Origin of the sequence: Eubacterium callanderi (genome assembly GCF_900142645.1) — a bacterium.
GTDB lineage: Bacteria > Bacillota > Clostridia > Eubacteriales > Eubacteriaceae > Eubacterium > Eubacterium callanderi.
Genome location: NZ_FRBP01000001.1, coordinates 176,960 through 202,352, shown reverse-complemented (window position 1 = coordinate 202,352; position 25,393 = coordinate 176,960). Strand labels below are relative to the sequence as shown.

Annotated in this window: 19 protein-coding genes and 1 riboswitch; of the genes, 10 read left to right on the top strand and 9 right to left on the bottom strand. The window is 45.3% G+C overall.

Annotated elements, in window-relative coordinates; genetic code table 11:
* Positions 1-152: 152 nt before the first annotated feature.
* The 9 genes from BUC22_RS21625 to BUC22_RS00970 all read left to right on the top strand — a co-directional run bounded on the left by BUC22_RS21625 (position 153) and on the right by BUC22_RS00970 (position 12,035).
* The gene (locus tag BUC22_RS21625; RefSeq protein ID WP_158501375.1) at positions 153-320 is read left to right on the top strand and encodes a hypothetical protein; all 168 of its coding nucleotides are present in this window, start codon (positions 153-155) and stop codon (positions 318-320) included.
* A 462-nt stretch (positions 321-782) separates the two neighbouring features.
* The gene (gene hpf / locus BUC22_RS01005; protein WP_013381912.1) at positions 783-1,316 is read left to right on the top strand and encodes a ribosome hibernation-promoting factor, HPF/YfiA family; all 534 of its coding nucleotides are present in this window, start codon (positions 783-785) and stop codon (positions 1,314-1,316) included.
* Positions 1,317-1,464: 148 nt separating this feature from the next.
* Positions 1,465-3,183, top strand: coding sequence for a DUF5317 family protein (locus BUC22_RS01000; protein ID WP_143163918.1), 1,719 nt, complete (start codon positions 1,465-1,467; stop codon positions 3,181-3,183).
* A 148-nt stretch (positions 3,184-3,331) separates the two neighbouring features.
* Entirely contained in the window at positions 3,332-5,887 is a 2,556-nt protein-coding gene (gene secA / locus BUC22_RS00995; RefSeq protein ID WP_073381878.1) for a preprotein translocase subunit SecA, read from the top strand.
* An 18-nt stretch (positions 5,888-5,905) separates the two neighbouring features.
* Positions 5,906-7,007 (top strand): peptide chain release factor 2 gene (gene prfB / locus BUC22_RS00990; protein WP_371720340.1). Its coding sequence is split into 2 segments (ribosomal slippage): positions 5,906-5,968 and positions 5,970-7,007, totalling 1,101 coding nucleotides; the frame shifts between segments, so codons are not numbered across the junction.
* A 197-nt stretch (positions 7,008-7,204) separates the two neighbouring features.
* Positions 7,205-7,308: riboswitch (SAM riboswitch) on the top strand.
* Positions 7,309-7,369: 61 nt separating this feature from the next.
* The gene (locus BUC22_RS00985) at positions 7,370-8,530 is read left to right on the top strand and encodes a homocysteine biosynthesis protein (protein ID WP_073381872.1); all 1,161 of its coding nucleotides are present in this window, start codon (positions 7,370-7,372) and stop codon (positions 8,528-8,530) included.
* Positions 8,530-8,931: an NIL domain-containing protein gene (locus BUC22_RS00980; RefSeq protein ID WP_073381868.1), complete on the top strand. Its 402-nt coding sequence runs from the start codon at positions 8,530-8,532 to the stop codon at positions 8,929-8,931. Before BUC22_RS00985 ends, BUC22_RS00980 begins: the two co-directional genes overlap by 1 nt.
* A 4-nt stretch (positions 8,932-8,935) precedes the next feature.
* Positions 8,936-9,649 (top strand): UPF0280 family protein, encoded by a 714-nt coding sequence (locus tag BUC22_RS00975; RefSeq protein WP_013381905.1) that lies wholly within the window; start codon positions 8,936-8,938, stop codon positions 9,647-9,649.
* 10 nt (positions 9,650-9,659) lie between these two features.
* Entirely contained in the window at positions 9,660-12,035 is a 2,376-nt protein-coding gene (locus BUC22_RS00970) for a homocysteine S-methyltransferase family protein (protein ID WP_073381865.1), read from the top strand.
* Between the two features lie 330 nt (positions 12,036-12,365).
* Here the strand turns inward: BUC22_RS00970 and BUC22_RS00965 are convergent, their stop codons facing one another.
* From BUC22_RS00965 to BUC22_RS00945, 5 genes are all read right to left on the bottom strand, one after another.
* Positions 12,366-12,737 (bottom strand): helix-turn-helix domain-containing protein, encoded by a 372-nt coding sequence (locus BUC22_RS00965; RefSeq protein ID WP_013381903.1) that lies wholly within the window; start codon positions 12,735-12,737, stop codon positions 12,366-12,368.
* Between the two features lie 140 nt (positions 12,738-12,877).
* Positions 12,878-13,678, bottom strand: coding sequence for a hypothetical protein (locus BUC22_RS00960; RefSeq protein WP_073381862.1), 801 nt, complete (start codon positions 13,676-13,678; stop codon positions 12,878-12,880).
* A gap of 104 nt (positions 13,679-13,782) precedes the next feature.
* Positions 13,783-15,405 (bottom strand): putative manganese-dependent inorganic diphosphatase, encoded by a 1,623-nt coding sequence (locus BUC22_RS00955; RefSeq protein ID WP_073381861.1) that lies wholly within the window; start codon positions 15,403-15,405, stop codon positions 13,783-13,785.
* A 188-nt stretch (positions 15,406-15,593) separates the two neighbouring features.
* Entirely contained in the window at positions 15,594-16,769 is a 1,176-nt protein-coding gene (locus BUC22_RS00950; protein ID WP_073381858.1) for a MalY/PatB family protein, read from the bottom strand.
* A 9-nt stretch (positions 16,770-16,778) separates the two neighbouring features.
* Positions 16,779-17,912, bottom strand: coding sequence for a trans-sulfuration enzyme family protein (locus BUC22_RS00945; RefSeq protein WP_073381856.1), 1,134 nt, complete (start codon positions 17,910-17,912; stop codon positions 16,779-16,781).
* A gap of 226 nt (positions 17,913-18,138) precedes the next feature.
* Between BUC22_RS00945 and cysK the strand changes: the two genes are divergently transcribed.
* Positions 18,139-19,071: a cysteine synthase A gene (gene cysK / locus BUC22_RS00940; protein WP_013381898.1), complete on the top strand. Its 933-nt coding sequence runs from the start codon at positions 18,139-18,141 to the stop codon at positions 19,069-19,071.
* Positions 19,072-19,122: 51 nt separating this feature from the next.
* On the opposite strand, the gene nrdG is transcribed toward cysK, so the two are convergent.
* The 4 genes from nrdG to larA all read right to left on the bottom strand — a co-directional run bounded on the left by nrdG (position 19,123) and on the right by larA (position 25,293).
* On the bottom strand, positions 19,123-19,587 hold the full coding sequence (nrdG, locus tag BUC22_RS00935) for an anaerobic ribonucleoside-triphosphate reductase activating protein (RefSeq protein WP_013381897.1): 465 nt from the start codon (positions 19,585-19,587) through the stop codon (positions 19,123-19,125).
* The gene (locus BUC22_RS00930) at positions 19,565-21,889 is read right to left on the bottom strand and encodes an anaerobic ribonucleoside triphosphate reductase (RefSeq protein ID WP_073381853.1); all 2,325 of its coding nucleotides are present in this window, start codon (positions 21,887-21,889) and stop codon (positions 19,565-19,567) included. Before BUC22_RS00930 ends, nrdG begins: the two co-directional genes overlap by 23 nt.
* 317 nt (positions 21,890-22,206) lie before the next feature.
* Positions 22,207-23,838: a fibronectin type III domain-containing protein gene (locus tag BUC22_RS00925; RefSeq protein ID WP_073381851.1), complete on the bottom strand. Its 1,632-nt coding sequence runs from the start codon at positions 23,836-23,838 to the stop codon at positions 22,207-22,209.
* A 180-nt stretch (positions 23,839-24,018) separates the two neighbouring features.
* Positions 24,019-25,293 carry a nickel-dependent lactate racemase gene (gene larA, locus BUC22_RS00920; RefSeq protein WP_073381849.1) on the bottom strand — a complete coding sequence of 425 codons (1,275 nt, stop codon included), beginning with the start codon at positions 25,291-25,293 and terminating at the stop codon, positions 24,019-24,021.
* Between the last annotated feature and the right edge of the window lie 100 nt (positions 25,294-25,393).

The window sequence follows — 25,393 nt, the reverse complement described above, 5'->3', positions numbered from 1 at the left end:
GGAGAAAACTTAAGAATTCTATTTTTGAAAGCGTTAAACACTTGAAAAAAAATCGGTGATGGATATAATGTGTTTCGTAAATAGGAATTGCAAATCTAATCGCTGTGGAAAAGCAGACGAAATACGAGCGAAAGCTGAAAGGAGATAATCAGATGTTGTATCGAACTGTAGTTGACCACACCATGCCTGGTATGGGAAATGATAGCGAAGCAGATGTTCGCTTGAAAATTGCGAGCACCATGATTGATCGTGATTATCCGGTTGCAGAGATAGCGAAGATCACAGGTCTGTCCATCGATGACGTTGAAGAATTAAAGTGAAAATTTAAATAGGTTATTAAAACAGGTGCAGCTTAAACGTACCTGTTTCTTTATTTTTTGGACGCTTGACAGTCCTTAAAGGTTTCTTTATAATAAAGTGGTCCTGTGTTTGTGGTTGAAAGTCGATGCCAGTCGCAGGCGAAGCGATCCACGTAAGGCTTTCTAAAAGCGGAAAGCTGATCATAGTGCGGCCTAGATGTAAGACCAGCCGGCGTAAAGCCGAGAGGAGGAGTTGTGATATAAACCTTGAGCTAAACTCCCAGCTGGCGAGTGTGGGGGAAAAAACCAGGTCAAGCGGGACATAAGGAGGCCTTTGGCCTCCTTGTTACATTATTGTAACAATTTGTATGTGCATTTTCGTGTGAGTTATGGTATAATATTGCCATCACCAGTACAGGATGACGATTTTTGTTAATCGTTTTAATGTGCTGGTACAGTGACCTTTTGAAAGGAGTTATCATTATGAAATTCACAATTTACGGAAAAAACATGCATGTATCAGAAGGTTTAAAAGAAGCACTCAGGAAAAAGTTCGAAAAATTTGACCGCTACTTTGGGCAGGAGACAGAAGTGTATGCCACGTTCAGCAAGGAAAAAAACTTCCAGATGCTGGAAATAACCATACCGATGGGTAAAACAATTTTACGAGCTGAAGAAAAAAGTGAAGACATGGCCGGCTCCATTGAAGCTGTTGTTGACAAGCTGGAAGGCCAGTTAAGAAAACATAAAACAAAACTGCAAAAACGTTACGCTGAAGAAGCCTTGAAATATAACCTGGACGGTCTTGAACCAATGGAAGATTACGAAGAACATCCGCCAAAGGTCGTGCGCACAAAGAAATTTGCTGTCAAACCAATGTCAGTCGACGAAGCAACCATGCAGATGGAGCTTTTAGGACATGATTTCTTTGTATTTTTAAATGCGGAAACCGAGGATGTTAACGTTGTTTACATGAGAAAAGACGGAAACTACGGCCTGATCGAGCCGATTTTCTAGTAAAATAACCCCTAACACCCGTTAAGAAGTAGTATTTAACGGGTGTTTTTGTTTGACATAATAAATCTTTTGATTTAAAATAGATGTAATATAATGTCATTAGAATACGTGTTTACTTTTCAGAATAAATACAGAGGGTAGGGAAGTTATGTTTGTACTAATAGCAATTATACTAGGACTAATCATTGGCTTTATCAGAGGCGGGAGCTTTAAAGGCTTCAAAGCGAAGAAAATCTCCTTGCTGCCTTTGGGAATTATCGGAATTATTTTGCAGTTTGGACTCCATCTGTATTATTATACTGGCGGTATCGAAGCGGTTGATGCATTTTTACCAGTGGTCAATTTTATCAGCTACATTTTGATTTTAGTTATGCTGGTCTTTAATCTGGATGATTTCTGGACCATTATGATGGCGGTGGGTATTACAGCAAATTTTATTGTCACTTTTATCAACGGCGGCAAGATGCCTGTGGCATCAAAAATTGTTGAATCGCTTCCGGCGACCTCGGCTTTTGCCACAAGTATTAACGAAGGAACAAATGCCGTATATGCGGTTATGCAGCAGAGCGGACTCTGGGTGCTGGGAGTTAATGTTCCCATTCCGTTTGTCGGCGGATTTATGCAGTATATCGGCAGTATCGGCGGTTTCAGTATTGGCAGTGCCGTTGTTTTTATAGGCCTTATCGGCTGGGTTCAGTACGCGATGAACCGTGTGCCTGCAGATTCTGTCTTTAACAAAGACGAACCGATTGGCGAGGAAGACTATATTCTGCCACCGGATGAGGATGAAGAGGACGACTTCTTTGATGATTACGATGATGAAAACGACGATTACTACCCGGAAGAAGAGTTTGAGGAAGACCCAATTGAAAACCTTGAAGGCTCTTTTGAGAGTATGACCGATGTTATTCCGAAGCTTACACCAGAAGCCATTGCTGAAATTCAGAATAATGGTGGTGACAGCAGCATGGGTAAGTCAATTCTGGATGAATATGATCCGAGTCAGGATACAAAGGTATTTACGGCGATCAAGGATATCGGAACCTACGAGCCTTCAGAAGTAAAAGAAGATTTTTCAGATGAAGATACAGGACCGGTTTCCGGTTTCTTTACCCAATCATTCTATGCTGAAAAGGAAAAGGGCAAGCTAGCCTTTGAAAAGGAACAGGAAGAAATTAAAACTGAAGAAAAACCGGAGGAAAAAGTCCCGGAACAGCGTGTTGTTATTCAGGAGCCAGTGATCAATATCGAGCCGGTTCCCCAGCCGCAGCCAGTGGTTGTTGAGGAAAAGACGCCGTTTGTTGTTGAGGATGATAAAATTGTCAGTAATCCGGAATATGGAGCAACTATGATTAATACAGAAAAAGAAGAACGCACAGAAGATGATATGCTCAGTATCTGGCAGCAGGTTAATCAGGAACAGGAACGTATCCGTGCCCGCAAACGCCGCCGTACCAGATATGTCGATGTTAAGGAGCCCTTTAAAGCAGAACGCGAAAAGGTTGCAGCAGAAAAGGCTGTGGCCCGCGCTGCGGCTGTCGCTAAGGCTCAGGCAGTAACAGAAGCCCAGCCCGTCCACCGTCAGATTACACCGGAAGAGCTTCAGGCCCAGACCATTGCAGCCCAACAGGCTGCTGCGGCTGTTCAAAAGCCGGCGGAACCGGTCATTACACCGCCGATTGAAGAACCGGCAGCACCTGTTAACACAGTAACCGTTTCGCAGCAGCCATCCGTCCCAAATAGCAGTGCTGACGTGAAAGCGAGTTCGGCAGATCCGGATGAAGAACGCGAAAGAGCCGGATACGAACGTGTTAAGCTGAATGTTGACGGCAAGGATGTCGTGTTCTGGCGTAAGAAAAAAGATTAAAAATAATTAAGATGTGGGGATTGAAGTTAAAAAACTTCAATCCCTTTTAAGTTTTTTTGGTATAATGGACAAAATATGTTATACTGTTCTGTAAGTGTGCTTAATATCGAATTAAATAATTTTTATATAACTGTAAGGAGTGAATACTTTGGGGTTTTTAGATGGAATATTTGATGTCAATAAAAAAGAGATCAAAAGACTGCAAAAAAAAGTAGATAAAATCCTGGCATTGGAAGATCAATACAGCGCCATGTCAGATGAAGAATTGAAGAATCAGACCGCATTGTTAAAGGAGCGTCTGGCAAATGGTGAGACCTTAGACGACATTCTGGTTGAGGCCTTTGCCACTGTCCGTGAAGCGGCCTACCGTTCAATTGGAATGAAGCATTTCCCGGTCCAGCTGCTTGGCGGCATGGTCCTTCATGAGGGGAATATCGCGGAAATGAAAACCGGTGAAGGGAAAACGCTTGTGTCTACTCTGCCGGCCTATTTGAATGCCCTTGAGGGAAAAGGCGTTTATATCGTAACCGTCAATGATTACCTGGCTAAACGTGACAGCGAGTGGATGGGAAAAGTGCATGCGTTTTTAGGTTTGAAAGTTGGTTTGGTGGTTCACGGCCTGAGCTTCGACGAAAAGATTGAGGCTTACAATGCAGACATCACCTACGGAACCAACAATGAATTTGGCTTTGATTATCTCCGTGACAATATGGCCTCCCAGAAAGCGCAGCAGGTACATCGTGTGCTTAATTACGCCATTATCGATGAAGTGGACTCCGTCCTTATTGATGAAGCCAGAACCCCATTGATTATTTCAGGCAGCGGTGACAAAAGTACCAAGCTGTATGAACAGGCGGATATGTTTGTCAAGCGCCTCAAGGAAGACACCTGGGATGGAGACGAAAAGGATGATGACCGACCCATTGAAGAAAAGGGCGACTATACCAAGGATGAAAAGGCAAAATCCGTTATGCTGACGGAAAAGGGTGTGGAAAAGGCTGAAAAATATTTTGGACTGGATAATCTGGCCGATGTGGATAATATGGAAATTTCCCATAATATCAATCAGGCTCTGCACGCCAATGCTCTGATGTTTAAGGACCGCGACTATGTCGTCAAGGACGGCGAAATCATTATTGTTGATGAGTTTACAGGCCGTTTGATGCCAGGCCGCCGTTATTCCAATGGTCTGCATCAGGCCATTGAAGCCAAGGAACATGTAAAGGTCAATCGTGAGTCTAAAACACTGGCGACCATTACCTTCCAGAACTATTTCCGGATGTTCAACAAGCTTTCCGGTATGACCGGTACAGCAAAGACTGAGGAAGAAGAATTCAACACCATTTATAATTTGAACGTTGTAACGATCCCGACCAATAAACCGATGGTTCGTAATGATATGAACGACCTTGTCTACAAAAGTGAAGAGGGGAAATTCAAGGCGGTGGCCGAAGAGGTTAAGCAGCGCCATGCCACCGGACAGCCGATTCTGATCGGGACGATTTCCATTGAGAAGTCAGAACTTTTAAGTAAATACCTTAAGAGAGAAGGTATTAAGCATAATGTTCTGAACGCAAAATATCTGGAACGTGAAGCGGAGATTGTCTCAAATGCCGGTCAGATGGATGCCGTTACCATTTCCACCAATATGGCGGGCCGTGGTACGGATATCGTCCTCGGAGAAGGTGTCCAGGAGCTGGGCGGGCTTCATATTATTGGGACAGAGCGCCATGAGAGCCGCCGTATCGACAACCAGCTGCGAGGCCGTTCCGGACGTCAGGGTGACCCGGGCTCCTCACAGTTTTTTGTCTCCCTGGAAGATGACCTGATGCGTATTTTTGGTTCGGAAAAAATTCAGAGCATGGTTGAGAGCATTGGCCTCGATGAGGATACGCCCATCGAAAATAAAATGCTGACCAGGGGGATTGAAAGTGCGCAGAAGCGCGTGGAAGCAAGAAACTTTGATATCCGTAAAAACGTCCTTCAGTATGATAATGTCATGAACCGCCAGAGAGAAATTATCTATGAGCAGCGTCAGCAAGTTATCGACGGGCAGAATATGCATGAACAGATCTGGAAAATGACCGAAGATATGGTTGACAGCTATGTGGAAATGTACACCAATGGCGGAGACTATTACGATGACTGGGATCTTGAAGGTCTGAACAACTACTTTGAAAAGACACTGGTGGCTGAAGGGGCAACACTGAACCTGCCCAAAGAGCCTGAAAGCCGTGATGTCCTCAAAAATGCGATTCTTCAGTACTGCCGGAATAACTATGAAGAAAAAGAAAAAACACTGGGCGATGCTAATATGCAGGAGCTTGAGCGCGCGATTCTTTTGAGAAGTGTTGACGCTGCCTGGATGGAACATATTGACAATATGGAACAGCTGAAACAAGGGATTGGCCTGCGTGCTTACGGACAGAATGACCCTGTTAAGGAATACACAAAAGAGGGTTTTGCCATGTTCGAGGATATGATTTTGAGAATCCAGGAAGACACGGTCAAGTACCTTTATAATATTAAAATCCAGAAGGCGCCCCAGCAGCAGCGGAACGTCAATATGGAGGATGTTAAAACCAATGAAAGTGAAATTGAAGGCCGGCCCGCAGCCGCCAGAAATAAGAAGGTTGGCCGCAATGATCCCTGCCCCTGCGGCAGCGGTAAAAAGTATAAGAAGTGCTGCGGCGCAAATTTATAAAAGTAAGGATGTGATGTCGTGATTGATCTCTATGAATGCAGACAGAGTGTCAATGAAAAGGAAAAAGAACTGACGGATTTGAGGGATTCACTTTGACTTACCAGCCGTCAGTGAAAGAATAGAAGTACTGAACGCCCAGACCGAATCACCAGAGTTTTGGAGCGATCAGCAAAAAGCCCAGAAGGTTTTGAAGGAGCTGAAAATCCTACGCCAGAAAAAAGGTGAGTACGATAAGCTGAAGGATAATCTTGATGATATCCTCGTTATGTTTGAACTGATCGATGAGGGAGAAGAAATGGACGAGCTCCCAGATACCATTGAGGCTTTTGGAAAAGAGCTTGAGAAATTCAAGCTGGAAACCCTCCTGTCCGGTGAGTATGACAGCAATAACGCCATTATCTCACTGCACCCAGGCGCCGGTGGTACCGAATCCCAGGATTGGGCGGAAATGCTGCTCAGAATGTATACCCGCTGGGCAGAGCGTAAAGGCTTTAAGGTTAAATCGCTTGATTTACAGCCCGGGGATGTTGCCGGTATCAAAAGCGCCACTTTACTTATCGAAGGCATTAACGCCTATGGCTATCTGAAAACAGAGAGAGGTGTCCACCGTCTGGTCCGCATCTCACCCTTTGACTCTTCAGGCCGCCGGCATACTTCCTTCGCATCTCTGGATGTTACACCAGAGGTTGATGACAGTGTGGAAATTGAAATCAACCCGGATGATATCCGTGTGGATACCTACCGCGCAAGCGGTGCAGGCGGCCAGCATGTCAATAAAACCTCATCGGCTATCCGAATTACCCATATTCCGACTGGTGTTGTTGTGCAGTGCCAGAACGAGCGCTCCCAGCATCAGAATAAAGAGGTGGCGATGAACATGCTCAAGGGTAAGCTGGTTGAGATCATGGAGCAGGAACAGAAAGAAAAGCTGGATGACGTTGTGGGCGATTATAGCCAGATTGCCTGGGGATCGCAGATTCGTTCTTATGTGTTCCACCCATATAATATGGTTAAAGATCACCGTACCAATGTGGAAGTCGGCAATATCCAGTCGGTCATGGATGGTGACTTAGACCAGTTTATGAATGCCTATCTCCAGCAGACAGCTGCACAGCAGTAAAACGAGATATGGACGAAATAGAATTAAAAAAGAAATAAAACACTATATATTGCGGTACACGCCGTTTTGGCGTGTGCCTGCATTTATTTAAGAGGTTGTTTATTGAAAAAACAAATGTCAGAAAATGAATTGTAAATCGTGATTGCATTTAAATTTGTTTTTTGCTATACTAGTATACAGCGTACAATTGAATAATCGAATTATCAAGAGTGGTAGAGGGAACTGGCCCAATGAAACCCGGCAACCTGCGTAAGCGTGGTGCCAAATCCAGCATTTCTTTTCATGAAATGAAAGATAATCTAAAGCAGACTCATTTTCATTTGGTGAAAATGAGTTTTTTTATAGAAAGAGAAGGAGTAAATATGCCAAAGACTTATCAGGAAATTAATGAGAAAATTGCCAGAGGCGAGGCCGTCATTGTCACAGCCGAAGAAGTTATTGATATTGTTAAGGAACGCGGAACAAAAGAAGCGGCAGAGTATGTGGATGTTGTTACAACAGCTACCTTTGGACCCATGTGCTCATCCGGCGCCTTTTTAAATTTTGGACACGCCGATCCGCCGATCCGTATGGCAGAGATTGAGCTGAACAATGTTGAAGCCTACGGTGGACTGGCGGCTGTCGATACCTACATTGGAGCAACACAGCCATCTTCAGATAAAGGCGCAGAATATGGCGGTGCACACGTCATCTGCGATTTGATTGACGGTAAGGAAGTACATCTCCACGCCACCTCGCCAGGGACAGACTGCTATCCGAGAAAGGAAATCGATACCTGGGTAGGGCTGAAGGACATGAACGAAGCTTACCTTTACAATCCGAGAAACTGCTATCAGAACTATAATGCGGCCATCAATACCTCAAAAAAACGTATCTACACTTATATGGGAATTTTACACCCCAATATGGGAAACATCACTTATAGTACTGCCGGGGCCCTCAGTCCATTACTGAATGATCCTCTGTATAAAACCATCGGTATGGGTACGCGCATTTTCTTAGCCGGTGCTCAAGGCTATGTCTCATGGATGGGGACTCAGTTTAATTCAGGAGGCGCCCGGGATGACAAAGGATATCCGCTGGGCGGAGCAGGGACACTGGCCGTCATGGGCGAAATGCGTGAGATGAACACAAAATACATTCAGCCAGCTGTTTTTGAACGCTATGGAGTATCCATGTTTGTGGGGATTGGGATACCAATTCCTATTTTAGATGAAGAAATGATGCAGTTTGTCTCAGTAACAGACGCAGAGCTCCATACAAATATCATGGACTACAGCGATAAAGACCGGCCAGTCATTAAAAAGGTCAGCTATGCAGAGCTGCGCAGCGGGTCTGTCGAAATCGATGGGAAAAAGATCCGGACCTCGCCGCTCTCCAGCCTTACAAAGGCAAGAACTATTGCAGATGAGCTGACAGGATGGATAAAAAAAGGTGAGTTTTTCCTCCAGGAACCTGTAACGAAATTCCCGGTCAACAATACGCTTAACAGCCTGAAAATAAAAGAAGGGGGTAACAAATAATGGTAAAAAAAATTGTTTTGAACTTCCCAAAAGAAGCAACCGGCAAACCCATTGCAAGCCAGCTGATCCGGGATTATGATTTGCAGCTGAATATTTTAAAGGCTTTTGTCGATGATGACGTGAACGGCACCCTGCTTTTTGAAGTTTCTGGCTCAGAGGATAACATTGAGAAAGGGATCGCCTTTATTAAAAAGAGCGGCGTTGACGTTAAGGAGGTCGTCTCTGTCATTGCGGTGGATAAGGACCGCTGTGTGGATTGCGGCGCCTGTACTGCCGCCTGTGTTGTGGGAGCTCTGGATATGGATGAGAATTGGCTCCTGACCTATCATCCCGAAAAATGTCTGGAATGCGCACTTTGTATTAAAGCCTGCCCGGTCCGTGCTATCCATACCCTTATTTAGGACAATGTACGAAAAACGTGTTTATCGAGATAAAATGCAGGCTGACGGCCTGGTTTATTACCGCGTTGTGGAATATGAGACAGATCTTCTGATCGCGTCGGAGACAGACCAGACTGATTTGATGCAGCGTCAGGTTCACGAAACCCGGAAAATACTGGGAAATTATGGAAGGGCAGTGCCTGAGTTCTTTACATCGCTTGAGCCGATACCGGTTTTGCAGCGTGATCCGGCAATGATCAAACGCATGAAAACTGCCGCCGCCGCTGTGGGCGTCGGTCCGATGGCGGCTGTGGCGGGAGCTGTCTCAGCCAGCGTCGGAGGAGTGCTTTTAAAACAGAACAAAGAAGTCATCGTTGAAAACGGCGGTGACTTGTTTATAAAGACGGATAAAACCCGCCGGGTTGCCATTGATGCAGGCCGCTCTGCTTTTAAGGATCTGGCATTAAAAATAAAGCCAGCCTCCCATCCCATAGGAATCTGTACCTCATCAGGTACCGTTGGGCATTCGCTCAGCTTTGGAAAGGCAGATGCTGCCACTGTTGTCAGCGAGGATGTCTATCTCTCTGACGCTGCGGCCACAGCTCTTGGAAACCGGGTCAGAACTCACGAGGATATCAGCAGTGCCATCGAGTGGATAAAAGGTATCGCTGGCATCAAGGGTGCCCTGATCATCGTTGACAACCGGATGGGCGCGTGGGGAGAAATTGAATTGGACTAAAGTGAGGACTATGAAATTTACAGAAGCATTAAAAACAAAACGACTTTATCTTGACGGCGCCATGGGAAGCCTGCTTCAGGCAAAGCTTGAAAATATCGGTCCTGTGCCAGAGGCACTGACGTTAACACATCCTGAGATTATTCAGGACATTCACAGAGCCTATATTGAAGCCGGGGCAGATATTATCACGACCTGTACCTTCGGAGCAAACGGCTATAAGCTAAACGATACGGAATACGACCAGGGAGCGATCATTACAGCGGCTGTGAAGCTGGCAAAGGAACTGAAGCCTGGCTATGTCGCCCTGGATATCGGCCCTTTGGGCGCTCTGATCGGTTCCCTTGGGGAGATCAGCTTTGACGAAGCGTATCATTATTTTGCGCAGATGGTCGAAATTGGGGCTGCGGCGGGGGCGGATGTGCTGCTGATTGAAACCGTGACCGATATCTATGAAATGAAGGCAGCTGTTCTGGCGGCAAAAGAGCACAGCAATTTGCCGGTAATCGCCTCAATGACCTTTGAGGAAAATGGGCGCACATTGACAGGCTCCGATCCCCAGACCGTTGTGACGGTACTTGAAGCCTTGGGAGTAGATGCCATCGGGATCAACTGCTCTACCGGTCCAGATAAAATGATGCCGGTTATTGATACGCTGCTTAAGTATGCTTCGGTCCCAGTTGTTGTTCAGCCAAATGCGGGCCTTCCGCGGGTGGCGGATGGAAAAACCTTCTATGATATAACGTCGGACGAATTTGCCGCTTATATGGCGGAAATTGCACAAAATGGGGCATCTGTGCTGGGCGGGTGCTGTGGGACAACCCCGGAATATATCCAAAAGACCATTGATGCCACAAAAGTTTCTCCGCTTCCAGATCTCGGGAATTTAAGGCCTGAGAAACAGCAGACACTTGTGGCAACAGGAACCAGAACCGTTGCGCTGGGGCAGGATATCCGCATCATCGGAGAGTGTATTAACCCAACGACAAACGTGGCGTTAAAGGAAGAGCTGCGCCGCGGAGAGCTTTCCCTTGTTAAAAAGCTGGCCATAGAACAGAAAAAGGAAGGGGCTCACATTCTTGACATCAATCTTGGGCTGCCGGATATTGATGAAAAGGAAATGATGCTGAAGGCTGTCGAGGCTGTCAGCAATCTGGTTGATTTGCCGCTGCAGATTGACTCCTCAGACCCTGAGGTCATTGAGGCGGTACTGCGGCAGTATAATGGAAAGCCGATTATTAACTCTGTCAATGGGGAACAGAGCTCTATGGAGCGGATACTGCCCATTGCCAGAAAATATGGCGCCTGCGTTCTCGGACTGACCATGGATGAAAAGGGTATTCCTGAAAAGGCTAAGGACCGTCTCGCCATTGGGAAGAGGATCATTCATAAAGCAGCGTCCATGGGAATTCCCAAAAAGAATATGCTGCTCGACTGTCTGGTTCTGACCGCATCGGCCCAGCAGGAAATGGTGAAAGAAACCATCAAAGCCCTTGAACTGATTCATTCAGAACTGCAGGTTCCAACAGTGCTTGGCATCAGCAATATTTCCTTTGGGCTGCCAAACCGAGAGCTGATGAACCGCACCTTTCTCACCATGGCCTTTACAGCAGGTTTAAACACGCCGATTATGAATCCTTCTGACCAGGGAATGATGGATGTTGTCACCTCCTTCAGGGGGCTTTGGGGTTATGATGAAAGCTGTATCCAATATGTCACAAAATATAACAGTAAATCGGCAGCCCCGGTAGCCAAGGATAAAGGTGAAGCACTGCCTGATCTTAAAAAAATGGTCGTTAAGGGAATGAAGGAAGAGGCCGCTGTTGCAACGGAAGAACTCCTGAAGACACTGGACCCGATGGCCCTTGTCAATGACTATCTGATACCCGGTCTTGATATTGTGGGCGAGGAATTTGAGACAGGGGAAGCATTTTTGCCAAACCTTATTTTTGCAGCCGAAGCTGTTCAGAAATCTTTTGAGATTATCAAGAGCCACCTCAGCGCTGAGGAACAGATCATAAAAGGACGGATTGTACTGGCTACTGTCTCAGGAGATGTCCACGATATTGGAAAAAACATCCTGAAGGTTATCCTGGAAAATTACGGCTATGAAATACTGGATCTTGGCAAGGACGTTGAGATAGAAAGGATTGTTGCGACTGTCAAAAAGGAGAATATCCGGCTGGTCGGCCTGAGCGCGCTGATGACAACAACTGTCAAAAATATGGCGGAAACCGTGAGTCAGCTTCATGAACGCTGTCCGGAAACAGCTGTGATGGTCGGCGGTGCAGTGCTCAACGCTGAGTACGCGGCTGATATCGGAGCAGATTATTACGGTAAAGATGCAAAAGCCGGTGTTAACATTGCCCAGAGCATTTTTGAAAAATAGATTTGTAAAGATTGTAACAATTCGGAATTAAAATGATACAAGCGATTTCATTATGTTTACTTAATTCATAAAATTTTTAACTTCATGGTTGTAGGCTTGATACATGTGTCGGGTATAATATCAGTAAGTTAAAAATCAGAGAAAGACAGGTGACCGTAATGAAATATGACAAATTGTTGGGTATCGGAATGATTAGCTTCTTAGGCATATTTATTTCGTTACTGGTATAAAAGAATAATGATATAAATAAAAACCCGCTGAGAAGACAGCGGGTTTTTTAATTAACCTTTTACTGATGACCTGGAAAGTGAGAGGTTCCCAAGCTTTGAATTATTGTTGTTTAAAACGAATATAGTCTAAAACTTCCTTTTTCAAGTCGTCGGGGAAAGAAAAATAAGCTGCAAAAGCTTCCGTTTCTTCCTCAGAGAAAACATAAGAGCTTAAGAATTCTTCACCGCTCATTGGTTTTGGATTGCTTGGCAATAATTTTTGCTGGGATGTTCTACATAACAAATAATCAACAGATACATCAAAAAAGTCAGCGATTTTAATTAATAATTGATTTTCAGGCAAATTTTTATCTTTTTCATATTTAGAAATTGAACTTTTATTAAGATAAAAAATATTTGCGAATTTCTCCTGAGTTAGATTTTTAGACAGTCTTAAAGCTTTAAGACGTGAACCAAATGTATTATTCTCCATTTTTCCACCTTCTCTAATAAATATGTTAGTTTTTGACGCAGCGATCATAACCAGTTTATTCAAGTATATATGTTTGTTGCATTTTTGTCAAGTCAAAAAGGAATAACGCCAAACCATTGGGATTTTCCGCTTATTCTTTTTTATACTGAACCAAAGGGCGTCCTCTGATTGGCAATAACCTGAAGCAATTCATTGTATTTAGTGGCTTCCAGCGGGTTGTTGACCGGGTCGACAGTTACTGGAGTCAGGTTCTGCTTTTGTATGGTTTCCTTTGACAGCGATGCAAAATACTGTTTCATCAACACATTCGAGGATTTAAGATTATTGTCTTTGTATTCATCATAAACTACCTGAGTGATGGTGTCATTATCAAAGGTTATCGAAAGTTTGCCTTTATATCCCAACGCATCCTCAGTTGGACTTTCAGCCGTATAGGTCCAGATAAAATCATTGATAACCTTAGGTGTTGTGTCACCGGTTTTACAGTCGTTAAAGACAGAAGAAGCGAGGGTTTTAAAATTTTCAGTGGTCTGTGTAGCACCGGTCACCGTGTCGATTGAAGGGTTCTGCCTTTCAATAAAACTCGTATAAAGCTTTGAATAAACAGTGCCCAGACTCAGATCTGTTTCAGTCCAGCCTTCTTTGGGAGAGGGAACGGACAGACGGTTGGTTCCTTGAGCGTTGGTTTCCTCGTAGGTGACCTTTGTGATAATGCCTTTGTGCACGGAGGCCGTTATTCTCTGGCCGTAGCCTCTGGGATCATAATACTTGGATATGGCGGTATAGGTACCGTCAATCAGTGCTTCGGATTTCTCCGAATCCAGGATTTCTCCGGTAATACTGTTATTGACAAGTTCCTTTTTACTGCATCCTGAAAGCAGAAGCAGACATGCAAAAATGAGAATCAAGATACAAACCATATTTTGTTTAATTCGTTGCATGCAGGTCTCCTTTCATATTAATTCTTTATACCATTATAGAGTAAATATAAACAAAAGAAAAGAGAAAGAATGAAACTCCTTCTCTTTTGTTAAGATTTATTAAATTATAACGCCGAAGCATTCATAAGCGGCGGCACAACCTGTTTTTTTCTGGAGTAAACACCAGGAAAAAATTTACTGATGTCATTCTCTCCGATACCAAAAGCAGCTTCGGCAAGTTTTCTGGATTTTCCGGCCACCAGTATTTCACTGCCGCCCATAATAATATCAGTTACCATCAGGACAGCAAGGTCAAATCCCTCCTCAGCGCACGCTTTTTCCATTTCGGATAATACTGGTCTGAGCTGTTTAAACATACCTTTAAAGTCGCCAGTATTGATTTGAGAAACCATAACTTTATAGTTACCCATGGTAAAGCGTTTGCGGTCCGCTGATAAGATTTCTTTCGGAGACATGTCTGCCAGATTACTGCCGGCTACCAGCATGTTTTCGCCGTAGGCTTTCAGATCAACCCCAGCAATATCGGCCAGTTCTTCTGCAATTTTCCGGTCGGTTTCAGTACAGGTAGGAGAGTGGAAAAGCAGGGTGTCTGAAATAATAGCCGAAAGCATTAAACCAGCGATAGGGCGCGGTATTGGGATATTCCGCTCATGGTACATCCTGGCTACGATGGTACAGGTGCAGCCTACAGGCTCAATCCGGAGATAAAGCGGTGTGGCCGTCTGAATTTCAGCGACACGGTGGTGGTCGATAACCTCGATAATTTCAGCCTCCTCCACGCCTCGGATAGACTGCCCGCGTTCGTTGTGGTCAACGAGGATAACTTGTTTACGGTTATAGTCCAGCAAATTACTTTTGGTAATGGAGGCAAGAACCATACCGTCTTCAGAGACAACTGGAAACCTTGTATGATTAGAGGTCAGCATATTTTCTTTGACATCATCAATTGTTTCGTATGTGACAAAGTACTCCAGATTTTCGCGCTTTACAAAGTTGGTAATTGGGATTACCTGGGTTAAAAGTCGGATAACCTCAAAAGGAGAATGGTTAGAAAGGAATACGAGTCCTTTATAATTTTCAGGAATCAGAGGCATTGTTCCAATCGGTGTGTTGGAGATAATGATGTTTTCTGCACCGACATTAAAAGCCTTTTCAAGTGAGCCATCATTGAGGGCTGTGACGACAAAATCCTCTGCGTTGAGTTTTTGACCGGCGACCAGCTCGGTATTGGTGTAGACATTGCCGGTAACATAGTCATGTGGAATCTCTCCGATAATACGGGCATCCAGAATTTCAATGATATTTTTATAAGGGGTTTCGGTGTCCTTGAGAATAGACTCAACATAAGGGTCTGTGTAGGCCTGGATGATATCTGGAAGTGAGATGATACCAAGAAGCTTCTTATCGGTATCGACAACGGGCAGAGAACGGCCGGGATTTGAAATGATCTGATTCATGGTTTTTAATACCGAATCCTGTTCTGTCGCCATTGAAAAATTATTGAAATGAAGGTCGGAAACCTGAGGCTTAACGCTTTTGATCAGCTTAGGCGGCTCCACATTAAAATAATCCAGTACATATTTTGTTTCTTTATTAATATTACCAAGACGGCATGCCACGACGTTTTCATTTCCGAGAGCCTGTTTCAGGTAGGCATAGGAAAGAGAGGCGCAAATGGAGTCCGTGTCGGGATTTTGATGTCCAAAAACATAAATAGCTTGAGCCATGTTTCGAATTCTCTCCTTTTTTTGTAATACTATCATAATAAGAAGAAAAAATCCATCAATAATCGCTGTAAAGGGTATCAGGTTATAAGACGCAGGAAATTAAGCTTCTGCTACAAGGGTTGGAATAAAAGGAATATTTAAGCTTGGCAATAAAAAAGCGGCAGAGGCTTCTGCTTCTGCCGTCAGGATTAAAGGGCGTCAATTGCCGCCTTAAGCTGAGAAAAGGCTCTTTCCAGCGTTGCTTTTGGGCAGGCGATGTTAAAACGTTCAAAGCCCTCGCCCTCAGGACCAAACATGGCGCCGCGGTCCAGCCACAGTTTGGCATTATTAACGATCAGGTTTTCCAGAGCATCCTCCGACAAGCCCAATTCCCTAAAATCCAGCCATACAAGATAGGTTCCCTCTGGATCAATAAGTTTTACCTCTGGTAAGTTTTCTTTCAGAAAAACACGGATAAAGGATAAATTGGAGGCAAGATATTGCTTTAGTGCCTCCAGCCACTCTGCGCCGTGTGCGTAGGCAGCCTGACAGGCAACGAGCCCCATGAGGCCTACCTGGCTGAAGCCGGAACGTTCCATTTCCGCCTTAAAGGCGTGGCGGAGTGACCGGTTGGGGATAAAAATATTGGAGGCCTGAAGTCCGGCGAGATTAAAGGTTTTGCTGGGGGCTGTGCAGGTAAGACTGATGTCGGCAAAGGCTGGTTTTATGCTGGCAAAAATGGTGTGCGTCTGCCCTTCATATACAAAATCTGCATGGATTTCATCTGAGACAACTGTGACATTGTGAGCGAGGCAGATATCGCCCATCCGTGTCAGTTCCGCCCTTGTCCAGACGCGGCCGACAGGGTTATGCGGACTGCAGAGAATAAACAGTTTGACGTTATGATCAATAATCTTCTGCTCAAAATCCTCAAAATCAATGGTATACCGACCGTTTTGACAGATCAATGGATTGTTTACCAACTGGCGGTCGTTAACCTCAATGCAGCGCGTAAAAGGGTAATAAACTGGTCGCTGGATCAGTACAGCGTCACCCTTCTCTGTCAGACCACGCACGGCTGTGGCGATGGCGTAGACAACACCAGGTGTCTTGACGAGCCAGGAGGCCTCCGTTTCCCAGTTAAAACGCCTGCTGTACCAGGTGCGCAGTGTGTCAAAATAATCATATTTCACATCAGAGTAACCATAAATACCATGTTCGCTGGTTTTTACGAGAGCGTCGATAACGGCCTGCGGTGTCTTGAAGTCCATATCAGCTACCCAGAGAGGCAGGATATCCTCGGGCATCCCCCGCTCTGCGGCAAAATCATACTTAATGGAACCGGTGTTTTTTCGGTCTACTATTTCATCAAAATTGTAAGACATAAATTCCTCCTATTTCAGTGCCTGATCCAGGTCGGCAATGAGATCATTAATATCCTCCAGTCCTACAGACAAACGCAGCAGACAGTTGTCAATTCCGAGGGATTCCCTTATATTCTCCGGCACATCGGCATGGGTCTGGAGCATTGGATAGGTGATGAGAGACTCAACACCCCCAAGGCTCTCGGCATACAGAATGAGGGAAACGCGCTCTAGTACTTTTACGGCTGTCTGAGGGCAATCGACCTTAAATGAAACCATTGCGCCAAAGCCTCTGGCCTGTTTTTTTGAAAGTGCGTAGTCAGGATGGTCTGGAAGACCAACATAAAAAACCTTTTTAATTCGAGTGTGGTGTGATAGCCACTTAGATAATTCTAACGCATTTTGCTGCTGTCTGTCCATACGTACAGCTAAAGTTTTTATGCCACGAAGGACAAGCCAGCTGTCAAAAGGAGAGAGACAGGCGCCGGTGGTTCCATAAATGAAGCGGAGACGTTCGGATAAAGCCTTATTTTTAGTAACAAGAAAACCAGCAAGCGTGTCGTTATGGCCGGACAAATATTTTGTGCCGCTGTGGATCACCACATCTGCCCCGAGTTCCAGCGGGTTTAAATAGTAAGGTGTTAAAAAAGTATTGTCCACCAGCAGCAAAAGATCACAGGCCTTTGCGATTTTGGATATTGCTTTTATATCTGTCACTTTCATCATGGGGTTGGTCGGCGTTTCGATAAAAATAGCTTTGGTGAGAGGTGTGACAGCGCCCTTGACCGCTGCTGTATCCGAGGTGTTGACCGCCGTGAACTGCAGCCCATGATTGGAGGAAATACTGTTAAACAGCCGGTGTGAGCCACCGTAAAGATCGTCGGAGATGATAATGTGATCACCGTTTTTAAATAGCTCAAAAAGAGCGGTAACAGCTGCCATGCCAGAGGAAAATGCAAGCGCTTCGTTCCCGTGTTCCAGATGGGCGATGGTCTCCTCAAGGTGCTCCCGAGTTGGATTCTGAATGCGCGAATAATCATAGCCTGTACTCTGTCCAACCCCAGGGTGGGAAAAGGTGGCATTTTGAAAAATAGGAACAGAAATGGCTCCGGTATCGTTGCGATAAACGTTAGAACCATGAATACAGAGGGTATTAATGTTCATAGGAAAGTCTCCTTTATAAATGATACAAGACATAGTTAATAAATATGCTTTTATAATCATAGTATGAAAAATCTGGAAAGTCAACGTTTTTTTTAAAACATATATGAAAAATATGGTTTATTTCTTAAAAGTGCTTGACAGAATCGATTCTGCGTCATATAATAAAATCATAGTAATCATATATGAAAACATAAAATTAAATATATTTTAAACGGAGGAAAACAAAATGGCAAAAATTTATAAGAGTTTAACAGAATTGATTGGAAAAACACCGCTTTTGGAACTCAGCAATTATGAAAAGGAAAATGCACTGGGTGCTGCGGTGCTGGCAAAGCTTGAATATTTTAATCCCGCAGGAAGCGTAAAAGATCGTATTGCCAAGGCCATGATTGATGATGCGGAAGAAAAGGGGCTGCTGAAGAAAGGCTCAGTTATTATTGAACCGACGAGCGGTAATACCGGTATCGGTCTGGCAAGCGTCGCTGCCGCCAGAGGCTACCGTGTGATTCTGATAATGCCTGAAACCATGAGTGTGGAACGAAGAAAGCTCTTAAAGGCCTATGGGGCTGAGCTGATTCTGACTGATGGTGCAGCTGGTATGAAGGGTGCTATCGCAAAGGCAGAGGAGCTGGCAAAGGAAACGCCTGACTCATTTATTCCCGGACAGTTTATCAATCCTGCGAACCCGGCTGTGCACAGAGCGACGACTGGCCCCGAAATCTGGGAAGACACAGACGGAAAGGTGGATTACTTTGTTGCAGGTATCGGTACAGGCGGTACAATTACTGGTGTAGGTGAGTACCTGAAATCTAAAAATCCAGAAATAAAGGTGATCGCCGTTGAACCGACGGGTTCTCCAGTGCTGTCTGAAGGAAAGGCAGGTCCGCATAAGATTCAGGGAATCGGGGCTGGTTTTGTACCGGATACCCTGAACACAGGCGTCTACGATGAAATCATTAAAGTCGATAATGAAGACGCTTTTGTGACAGGCCGTGAGGTAGCAGAAGAGGAAGGACTGCTGGTCGGTATTTCATCCGGCGCGGCTCTTTGGGCGGCAACACAACTTGCAAAACGTCCTGAAAATAAAGGGAAAAATATTGTAGTTCTGTTACCCGACACTGGAGAACGTTACTTATCAACCGCTTTATTTGAGGAATAAATAAAAATAAAAAGCGGGTGTGTACATTCTATTTCGTACACACCCGCTTTTTTAATGGTGTAATTCTATAATACGCTGATTACTGCTTCCACGAAAGGGGAGGGTTAGATCGCGATTTTCAGATTGAAATGGCCCATCGATGAGAAGATCGCTTTCCCGAAGCAGGGCATTGATGCTTTCATCCTTCATGGCTTTCAGCTTTTCCAGTGTGTAACCGGTGTAAGTGACTACATCCAGACTGTTTACATGAAGCTTCTGGGCTAAGTCGGCCAGGGCTGCGGATTGCAGAAAGGGCTCGCCGCCGCTGAATGTAACACCCTGAAGTAGAGGGTTTTCCACTATTCTGGCGAGAAGTATTTCTGTCTCCACAAAAGTTCCTCCAGTTATCTGGTGTGTCTGAGGGTTGTGGCATCCAGGACAATGGTGGGGGCAGCCCTGTGTAAAAATGACAAAGCGGAGCCCAGGTCCGTCAACAATGGATTCTTCGATACAGTTATTGATTAGCAGAAACGCCATGCTTTACCCTCGCTTTCTCCTCTGCGCGCTTTGCGTTATTCCAGCGGTCAATGGTGCCCACCAGATAGCCCGTGATTCGGCGGATGCGCTCAAAATCAGGGTTTCCATCGCCCTCGTGTCTGTGACAGTTTGGACATTCTTCGCCGATTATACCATTGTAGCCGCAGACGGGATCTCGGTCAACTGGATGGTTGATGGAACCATATCCAATGCCGGCTTCTTTCATGCAGCGGACAATTTTTTCAAAAGCCGCGAGGTTGGCGCTGGCATTCCCATCCAGCTCGACGTAGCTGATGTGCCCTGCGTTGGTGTATTCGTGGTATGGCGCCTCCAACTGAATTTTTTTATAGGCCTGTATGGGATAGTAGACCGGAACATGGAAAGAATTTGTGTAAAATTCACGGTCTGTAATGCCGGGAACAGTCCCGAACTTTTCACGGTCTATGGCGACAAAGCGTCCGCTGAGCCCTTCTGCCGGGGTAGCGAGCAGGGTGAAGTTCAAACCAGTTCTTTCAGATTCAGCGTCCATCAGGCACCTCAGATGCGAGATGATCTGAAGCCCCAGAGCCTGGCTTTCTGTACTTTCACCATGATGCCTGCCGGTAAGCGCCTTGAGCGTTTCAGCAAGTCCGATAAAGCCGACGCTCAGGGTTCCGTGCTTTAAAACGTCCTCAACACGGTCGTCCCGGCCAAGGCTTTCCGAATCGATCCAGACACCCTGTCCCATCAGGAAAGGATAATTTCTGCCTCTTTTGGCGGCTTGGATTTTAAAGCGGTGAAGCAGCTGTTTCACAACCAGAGAAACACGTTCGTCCAGAAGCCTATAAAAGGTGTCAAGGCTTCCGCTGGATTCAAGGGCAATCCTTGGTAGATTGATGGAAGTAAAACTTAAATTGCCGCGACCGCAGGTCGTTTCATTCTGAGGGTCATAATGGTTTCCCATAACCCGGGTTCGGCATCCCATGTAGGCTACCTCAGTGTTATAATCACCCTCTTCATAATATTGTAAATTAAAGGGGGCATCCAGAAAGCTGAAGTTCGGGAAAAGGCGCATAGAAGACGTCTTGATGGCCAGCTTAAAAAGATCGTAGTTAGGGTCGGTTTCGTTATAGTTAATGCCTTCCTTTACCTTGAAAATCTGAACCGGAAAAATGGGGGTCTCACCGTTACCAAGTCCGGCTGCTGTGGCTTTCAGCAGATTTTTGACGACCATACGTCCTTCGGATGAGGTATCCGTGCCATAGTTTACGGAGGAAAAGGGAACCTGTGCGCCGGCCCGTGAGTTCATGGTATTCAGGTTGTGGATGAAGGCCTCCATCGCCTGATAGGTGGCTTCCTCTGATTCACGCAGAGCGGTCTTGCAGGCATGATCATGCGTTTTATTAATCATCTGGGCATCAAAAGAAGACCCATTAAAAAATATGGAAAGCTCCCGGCCAAAAGCTTCCAGCGTATCCAAGGTGATCGGAGCCTCAATTTTTTCGCAGGCGAAGGCAACCATCTCTGTGACTGTTTCACGGTCCTGGCCGGAACAGACACTGAGATCGTTGATCAGCGCTTTGCGGTACAGCTTGCTGAAGGTTTTGACAATGCCGGGCGCCATGGCGTAGTCAAAGTTTGGAATACTCTGGCCTCCGTGCATTTCATTTTGATTTGCCTGAATGGCGATACAGGCAAGGGCAGAGTAGCTGCGGATGTCATTAGGCTCGCGCAGATAGCCGTGCCCTGTTGAGAAGCCACCTTTAAAAAGCTTGAGTAAATCAATCTGGCAGCAGGTTTCAGTCAGCATATAAAAATCTTTATCATGAATATGTATATCACCGGAGATATGCGCATCAGCAATTTCGCGCGGAAGGATATAATTATCAATGAAATATTTTGACCCTTCAGAACCGTATTTCAGCATAGTTCCCATGGCTGTATCGGAGTCGATATTAGCGTTTTCACGTTTAAGATCTGCGTCCTCAGCGTAGCGGAAGGTGAGATCTTTATATATTTCCATCAAATCGCTTTCGGCCTGACGTGTTTTGGCGTGCTCGGCGCGGTACAGGATATAGGCCTTGGCCGTTTTTGCGTAATCAGCTTTGATCAGTGTTTCCTCCACAATATCCTGTATCTGCTCTACTGTCGGGCAGACCAAAGGCTCTGCCGCTGAGGTAACCACATTCGTCAGAAACTCAATGTGCTTTTCTGTCATAGACTCGCCGTTCACAGAGATATTTGCTTTGTAGATGGCGCTGCTGATTTTACGGGTATCAAAAGGCGCTACAGTCCCGTTTCGTTTTATAATATTGTCGATCATTACATCATTCCTCCGGATGCTTAGTTATTGTTGTTTATATCGAGAATCATACTATATATTGTGCTGGTTGTCAATTTGTGGACAATATTTTGTGAAAATGATTAAAATGAGAGAATGAGAGGGCTGAGGCCTGTGGATAAAAAATGTGCACAAAAATTTTTAATAAATAAGCTCGAAAGAGGGCAAATTTTTACAGTTAAAAACGGCTGCGCATATGAAAAAACGGTATACGCTATTTCAACGTATACCGCTACATTTAGATAAAAAATAATTTTAATAAGTATAGCATACAATATATGGATTTGATGTACTTGCTTTTACTCATCTTTTACGTCCGTTGTTTCTTTCCGTACAAGCAGCATGGTAACTGCACAGAGGAATGTCAGACTGAGTGCTGCCACCGCAGGTAATCCGCCTTTTATATTATTCTTTAGGGCACCGTTAATTCCAGTGTCCACATTATCGGAGACGGGGGTAGTACCATTCAGGTAGTTGGATACGGTTTTTAAGGCATTACCCATTTCCTGGAGATAAAGGGTCGATTCGGATTTAAGGCTTTCTCTGCTACCCGTTCTAACATTTTTACTGGGGTTTGAAACAGAAGGAGCAACGGATTCTGTTTCAACATAGGCTTTGGGGGCTGTCGTCGGCACTGATTTTATTTCACTGCTACCGTGGTCCATATCACTCTGAGTAACAGTAGGGTTTCCGTCCTGATCAAGTGTAATGCGGATAGCATTGGAATCGCCGTTAATACTGCCGTTTTTGGCTTCAAGCTGGAAAACATAGCTGTGGCCGGCCTCCAGACCGGTCAGACTATATTGGTTTGAGGCGGCCGGGGTGATTTTTTCAGACGGCCAGGTCTGCCATGTACTGCTGTCGTCCTTTTCCACCCAAAGTGTTGGAGTGCCAAAGCTTTGGATTGGCTGGTGGAATCGGAGAAGCAAACTGTAGCTGCCAGTGTTTTCAGTCACAGGTGCATCGTAATAAATAAAAGGCTTTTTAGGATCAATGACGACAAGCTGCTGCGTTTGATTTTCCAGTAAAGAGGCAGCGCCGGCAGGAGTAAATGTATCAGGACAGAGCTCGTAGTCCAGCGGATAAATTCCGGCCTTTGTAATGTCTGCTGTGTCAGTATCCCAACAGACAGGCATTGACGGGGTGTAGCGGATATCGCCTGTCTTCTTGTCGGTAATTTCAAACATCATACTATCAGGCAGACCGCCCAGAGTGTTCAATTCTGTGTAGTGGTAGCCTGTGTTCGTGGGGGCCGCGGTGGTATCTGCAATAACAGCGTTTGAGGCCTCCGGAGAAACAGCGCTTGTATTTAGAAGCACTTCGCCTGCTTTAATAGCCGTGGCTCCAGTTCCTTCAGCAGTAATTTCACTGAAATAGGCATCAACAATGCCTTTTGTCTGAATAGAGGTGCTGCTGTTGCCAATGGTACTGACAAGGGTAGAGTTAAAGGACAAGTCAGCGGTGCTGACAGCGATGATACCAAAGGTGTTGGTCCCGATTGCCTCAATTTTTGAAGCCTCAGCTGACAGGCGGCTGTCTCCTGTAATTTTAATGGCTGTGCTGTTTTCAGCGGTAGCTGCCAGGGTGGTGTGATCGAGATGAAGGTCTGCATTGTTCTCCAGCATGATCAAAGTCCTCTGACCGGTAATGGTTATGTTTTTAAGGGACCAGCTGTTTTGGATGTACAGGGTATTTCCTCCAAGATCCAAGGTAATGTTGCTGTCGGGTTCAAAGCCACCAATACTGCTGTCTGTTCCTAAAATAATATCTTTTGTAATGCGGATAGTTCCTCCGGTTTCGTTAAGTGCACTGACTGCGGAAGTTAAGGTTTCGGCGCTGTCGGCCGTATTTTCGGGTGTCTGGGCACATACCGGCATAACGGTAAGGAACAGACACAATAATATCATTAATAAGGTTCTCTGGGTCTTCATAAGCCCTCCTTGAGCATTCGAATATTGTCAAATTGCCAATCGCACCTATTATACCACAAAATTGCCCGGGAGTGAACAGTTTATCAATGAAAAGCACCTTGTTTATTGTGAAATACATGAAAAAAGCATCCTTTCGGATGCCCTTTTCATATATTTATTTAGAGGAGTAGATAATGAACTTTATTGCTCGACGATAACGGCAATTCCGTTTGGAATAACTGTAAAGTTGGCGTTTTCACCTTTGATTTCTCTGGCCATTTTGACGGCTGTGTCAAGATCTGGCGCATAGGTCATTTTCATTTCAGTTACAATATCTTTCATTTCCGGCCGTGTAACATATAAAACCGTGTGTTTTGAGAGAATGCGTGCGAGAATCTGATATTCCCACTGGTCAGGCCTTGTCTGGTTCTGTGGAATCGTCATAATGTTTTCAAAAAGTGCTCTGGCAGATTCGCAGTCCCGCATGGCGTGGTAAAAGCCATCTCCGCCGGTACCATCCAGACATTCGGCGCAGAGAATAATAACACCATCGTCTCCGGCGGATGCTTCGGCAGCGGTCATACTTTTAACGCACTGATACATGTTCTGATCGAGAGGCGCCCCGCCGTTGCCTGTGATGACGATGTCGGCCGGTACGGCCTTAACACGGCAGTATTGCTTTAAAAATTCGCATCCGGCCTCATGCGCGATGAAAGGATCGCCCGCAAAGGCCATGACAACACGTTTATCCTCATCGATAATCACATTGACAATGTACTGGAGACCAGCCTGTTCAGCGGCAGATTTCATATCGGTATGGATCGGGTTGTTTTCTAAAATACCGGTGCGCGCGTAAGGGCTTGCAATGAATTTGCTGCAGTGATTGCCTAAGACGGTCACGCGGTCAGAGACACCTGGCAGCACACTTTTTCGGCCGCCTGAAAAGCCGGCGAAAAAATGTGGCTCAATAAACCCCTCAGAGACAAGAAGGTCGGCCTCGGCCGCAAGGCGGTTGATGATCAAATCGGCGCCAGAGGGAAGTACCCCGATTTTAACATTTTCGTCGGCATTGGAAGAATCGTGTACAGCGATTTTTTCTTCATCGACAATTTTCTGCCCCAGCTTTGATACCAGCTCTTCTTTTGTGGTACCGCGGTGAAAGCCTGTGGCGACAAGCAGTGTGATATCGATATCCGGGTTTCCCGCGCGCATTTCCTCAAGCATAAATGGAATAATGTGCTTGCTTGGCACCGGGCGCGTATGGTCGCTGATAATGATGACTGCTGTTTTTTTATCTTTTGCCAGATCTTTTAGGGAAGTGCTGCCTAAGTGTTTTGCCATCGCAGACTTGACGATATCATCCTCGGTCTGGTCGCTCTGCAGATTACCGATATTGGAATTTAAGACGCCGGCGACCTGTTCATCAGGAAGCTCCAGGGTCAGTTCTGTGTTACCGTAGGGAATTCTTGAAATCATAATGATCCTCCAATTTAAATGATTTAGCACGATGCGGGTATAAATTCGGTCAAAAATATTGGTAAGTGGTCTTACCAGTTATGTTCTTATTGTAGTACGC

Bases quoted from the DNA above. Each gene is read 5' to 3' on its own strand.
- BUC22_RS21625 (WP_158501375.1), top strand. From the start codon at position 153: ATGTTGTATCGAACTGTAGTTGACCACACCATGCCTGGTATGGGAAAT.
- hpf (WP_013381912.1), top strand. From the start codon at position 783: ATGAAATTCACAATTTACGGAAAAAACATGCATGTATCAGAAGGTTTA.
- BUC22_RS01000 (WP_143163918.1), top strand. From the start codon at position 1,465: ATGTTTGTACTAATAGCAATTATACTAGGACTAATCATTGGCTTTATC.
- BUC22_RS00985 (WP_073381872.1), top strand. From the start codon at position 7,370: ATGCCAAAGACTTATCAGGAAATTAATGAGAAAATTGCCAGAGGCGAG.
- BUC22_RS00980 (WP_073381868.1), top strand. From the start codon at position 8,530: ATGGTAAAAAAAATTGTTTTGAACTTCCCAAAAGAAGCAACCGGCAAA.
- BUC22_RS00975 (WP_013381905.1), top strand. From the start codon at position 8,936: ATGTACGAAAAACGTGTTTATCGAGATAAAATGCAGGCTGACGGCCTG.
- BUC22_RS00970 (WP_073381865.1), top strand. From the start codon at position 9,660: ATGAAATTTACAGAAGCATTAAAAACAAAACGACTTTATCTTGACGGC.
- BUC22_RS00965 (WP_013381903.1), bottom strand. From the start codon at position 12,737: ATGGAGAATAATACATTTGGTTCACGTCTTAAAGCTTTAAGACTGTCT.
- BUC22_RS00960 (WP_073381862.1), bottom strand. From the start codon at position 13,678: ATGCAACGAATTAAACAAAATATGGTTTGTATCTTGATTCTCATTTTT.
- BUC22_RS00955 (WP_073381861.1), bottom strand. From the start codon at position 15,405: ATGGCTCAAGCTATTTATGTTTTTGGACATCAAAATCCCGACACGGAC.
- BUC22_RS00950 (WP_073381858.1), bottom strand. From the start codon at position 16,769: ATGTCTTACAATTTTGATGAAATAGTAGACCGAAAAAACACCGGTTCC.
- BUC22_RS00945 (WP_073381856.1), bottom strand. From the start codon at position 17,912: ATGAACATTAATACCCTCTGTATTCATGGTTCTAACGTTTATCGCAAC.
- cysK (WP_013381898.1), top strand. From the start codon at position 18,139: ATGGCAAAAATTTATAAGAGTTTAACAGAATTGATTGGAAAAACACCG.
- nrdG (WP_013381897.1), bottom strand. From the start codon at position 19,587: ATGGCGTTTCTGCTAATCAATAACTGTATCGAAGAATCCATTGTTGAC.
- BUC22_RS00930 (WP_073381853.1), bottom strand. From the start codon at position 21,889: ATGATCGACAATATTATAAAACGAAACGGGACTGTAGCGCCTTTTGAT.
- BUC22_RS00925 (WP_073381851.1), bottom strand. From the start codon at position 23,838: ATGAAGACCCAGAGAACCTTATTAATGATATTATTGTGTCTGTTCCTT.
- larA (WP_073381849.1), bottom strand. From the start codon at position 25,293: ATGATTTCAAGAATTCCCTACGGTAACACAGAACTGACCCTGGAGCTT.